The following is a 3,376-nucleotide window of genomic DNA, read 5'->3' on the forward strand; positions in this document are numbered from 1 at the left end:
GGTGTGTTGTCGTTGGGGGACGCGGCGCGGCTGGTATGTGCGCGGGCGCGGTTGATGGATGGTCTGCCTGATGGTGGGGCGATGGTGGCCCTGCGGGCGGATGAGGCGCGGGTGTCGGCCTGGCTGGAGGGCCGGGCGGGTGTGGACGTCGCCGGTTTGAACAGTCCGGGCAGCACGGTGGTCTCGGGTGACGAGGGTGCGGTGCTGGAGGTCGCGGCGCTGGCCGAGGGTGAGGGGGTGAAGGCGACGCGGTTGCAGGTCAGCCACGCGTTCCACTCCTCCCACCTCGACCCGGTCCTGGAGGAGCTCACTGAGGTTGCACGCTCGTTGACGCATCACGCGCCGCGCATTCCCGTGGTCTCCAATGTGACGGGTGCGGTGGTGGAGGGGTACGCGCCCGAGTACTGGGCGGTTCAGGCCCGTTCGGCGGTGCGTTTCGCCGATGGTGTGGCGGCGTTGGCCGATGCGGGTGTGACGGTGTTCGTGGAGTTGGGTCCGGATGCCACCCTGGCGGGTCTGGCTCGGGAGTGCCTGGCTGAGAAGGCGGACATCGATGCCGTGGTGACACCGGTTCTGCGGCGCGAGCGCCCGGAACAGCGCACCCTGGTCTCCGCCCTGGCGGCACTGTACGTGCGGGGTGTCACGGTCGACTGGACCCCTCTGCTCCCGGGCACAGGCCTTACCGATCTGCCCACCTACGCCTTCCAGCGCGAGCGTTTCTGGCTGGACGCGCCGAGGTCGGCGGACGCGGCCGGACTGGGACTGGAGTCCGCCGGTCACCCGCTCCTGGCGGCGGTGATCAGTGAGCCGGCGCGGGACGCGGTGCAGTTCACGGCGACGCTGTCGTTGTCGTCACATCCGTGGCTGGCCGATCACGCCATCGGCGGCACGGTGCTGGTGCCGGGTACGGCGTTCCTGGAGCTGGCCGGCCATGCGGCCGAGAGCCTCGGCTGCTCCGCGGTCGAGGAACTCACCCTCCAGGCACCCCTGACACTCCCCGAGCACGGTGGTTCCCAGCTGCGGCTGACCGTCGACCCCGCCGACGAGCACGGCGACCGCAGGTTCACCGTGTACGCGCGGTCGGCGGACGATGAGGCATGGACTGCTCACGCGAGCGGTCTGCTCGCCGTGTCCTCCGCCCCGTCGGACCACGCCTCGCTCGAACAGTGGCCGCCGACGGCCGGTACCCCGCTTTCGTTGGACGGGGTGTACGAGAGGCTGGACGGTCTGGGGTACGGCTACGGTCCGGCGTTCCGTGGCCTGCGTGCGGCCTGGCGGGTCGGTGACGACCTGTTCGCCGAGGTCGAGCTGCCGGAGCAACTGCACGCGGAGGCCATCCGTTTCGGCATCCACCCGGCCCTGCTCGATGCCGTGCTCCACCCCCTCGTGCTGGAGGCAGCCGAGTCGGAGCGGGACGACTCCCAGATCAAACTGCCCTTCTCCTTCTCGGGATTCGCGCTGCAAGCCGTCGGCGCGACGGCACTGCGCGTGCGGTGGACGCGCGTCGGCCAGGACACGGCACGTCTGACGGTGGCCGACGGCGCCGGATCGCCGGTGGCGGCCATCGAGTCGGTCGTCCTGCGCCCGGTCGCCCGCGAGCAACTGGCCGTGGCGACCACGCCCGCCGTCGATTCCCTGTACCGCATGGCCTGGGAACCCGTTTCGGCCGAACCGGCCACGGAACACCGGTGGGTGCGTCTCGGGGAGGCGCCGTACGAAGACCTGGCCGCCCTCGCAGCCGCAGTGGAAGCAGGCGTCGAGGCACCGGAGTTCGTGGTGTTCCCAGCCCTGGGCGACGGCACCGACGTCGCGCCGGAAGACATGGTGGAACGGACTCACGAGACCGCACGACTCGGTCTGGAGCTGGTACAGGCCTGGCTGGCCGACGCCCGCTTCACGGACAGCAAGCTCGTCGTCGTCGTGCCGGATGGCGCGCTGCACACCGCACCGCTCACCGGCCTGGTCCGCACCACGGAGTCCGAGCAGCCCGGGCGACTGGCCCTCGTTCACGTCGACGAGGGTGGGTTGGCGTCTGTGCCCGGGGTGTTGGGTTCGGGTGAGCCCGAGGTGGCGGTGCGGGGTGGTGTGGTGTTCGCGCCGCGGTTGGTGCGGGCGGGTGTGGCGTCTGTGGGTGGGGCGGGGTTTGATCCTGAGGGTGTTGTTCTGGTGACGGGTGCTTCGGGGTCGTTGGGGCGGTTGGTGTCGCGTCGTCTGGTGACGGAGCACGGGGTGCGGCATCTGGTGTTGGTGAGTCGTCGTGGGTCTGCTGCGCCGGGTGTGGGTGAGTTGGTTGCGGAGTTGGAGGGGTTGGGGGCGTCGGCGTCGGTGGTGGCGTGTGATGTGGCTGATTTCGATGCGTTGGCGGGTGTGCTGGACGGGGTGGTGGGGGAGCGTCCGTTGTCGGGTGTGGTGCATGCGGCGGGTGTGTTGGATGACGCGACGGTGCAGTCGTTGTCGGTGGATCGTCTGGCGGGTGTGTTGCGGGCGAAGGTGGATGCGGCGTGGAATCTGCATCGGTTGACGTGGCATCACGGGGTGGCGCGTTTTGTGTTGTTCTCGTCGGTGGCTGGTCTGGTGGGTAATGCGGGTCAGGCGAACTATGCGGCGGCGAACACGTTTCTGGACGCGCTTGCCTGGCATCGGCAGTCGTTGGGGTTGCCGGCCACCTCCCTCGCCTGGGGCCTCTGGGACAACGCCGAAGGCATGGCCGGAAGCCTGGCCGACGCGGACGTGGCCCGGTGGAAGCGGAACGGCATCGCGCCGCTGAAGGCGGAGCTGGGTCTGGACCTGTTCGACGCGGCGCTGGCCTCCGCCGAGCCGCTGCTGGTCCCCGCGGATCTCGACCTCACGGCCCTGCGTGAGCTGGCCGACGACGGCGTCCTGCGCCAACTGTTCACCGGCCTGGTCCGCACACGTCGCCGGCAGGCCGCGGGCGCCACACGCGCCGGCGGCTCGTCGTGGACGCAGCGAGTGATCCAGCTCCCGCCCGAGGCACGAGCCGACGCCGTGCAGCAGACGGTGCAGGAGACGGTGGGCCTGGTCCTGGGGCACGGCACCGACACCGGCGTCGACCCGGTGAGGGCCTTCAAGGAGCTGGGGTTCGATTCGCTGACCGCGGTGGAGCTGCGCAACCGGCTCAACTCGGTGACCGGCCTTCGCCTTCCGACGACCCTCGTCTTCGACCACCCCTCCCCGCAGGCCGTCGCGACCTTCCTGCTCGACCAGCTGGAGGCGACCTCCACGGTCCCCGCTCCGGCCGCCGTGGCCCACGCTCCGGGGCTGGACGAGCCGATCGCGGTGGTGGGGATGGGGTGCCGGTATCCGGGTGGGGTGGATTCGCCGGAGGGGTTGTGGCGGCTGGTGGCCGAGGGTGGGG

The 3,376-nt window shown here is 70.6% G+C and carries 1 protein-coding gene; it reads left to right on the plus strand.

All coding sequences use genetic code 11. The features are described 5' to 3' along the window. Positions 1 to 12: 12 nt before the first annotated feature. Positions 13 to 3,376, plus strand: a 3,364-nt coding sequence (locus tag ACIHAR_RS39600) for an SDR family NAD(P)-dependent oxidoreductase (RefSeq protein ID WP_400024113.1), incomplete at its 3' end; no start/stop codon positions are given.

The sequence above is a fragment of the Streptomyces sp. NPDC052016 genome, from assembly GCF_044548445.1.
Classification (GTDB): domain Bacteria; phylum Actinomycetota; class Actinomycetes; order Streptomycetales; family Streptomycetaceae; genus Streptomyces.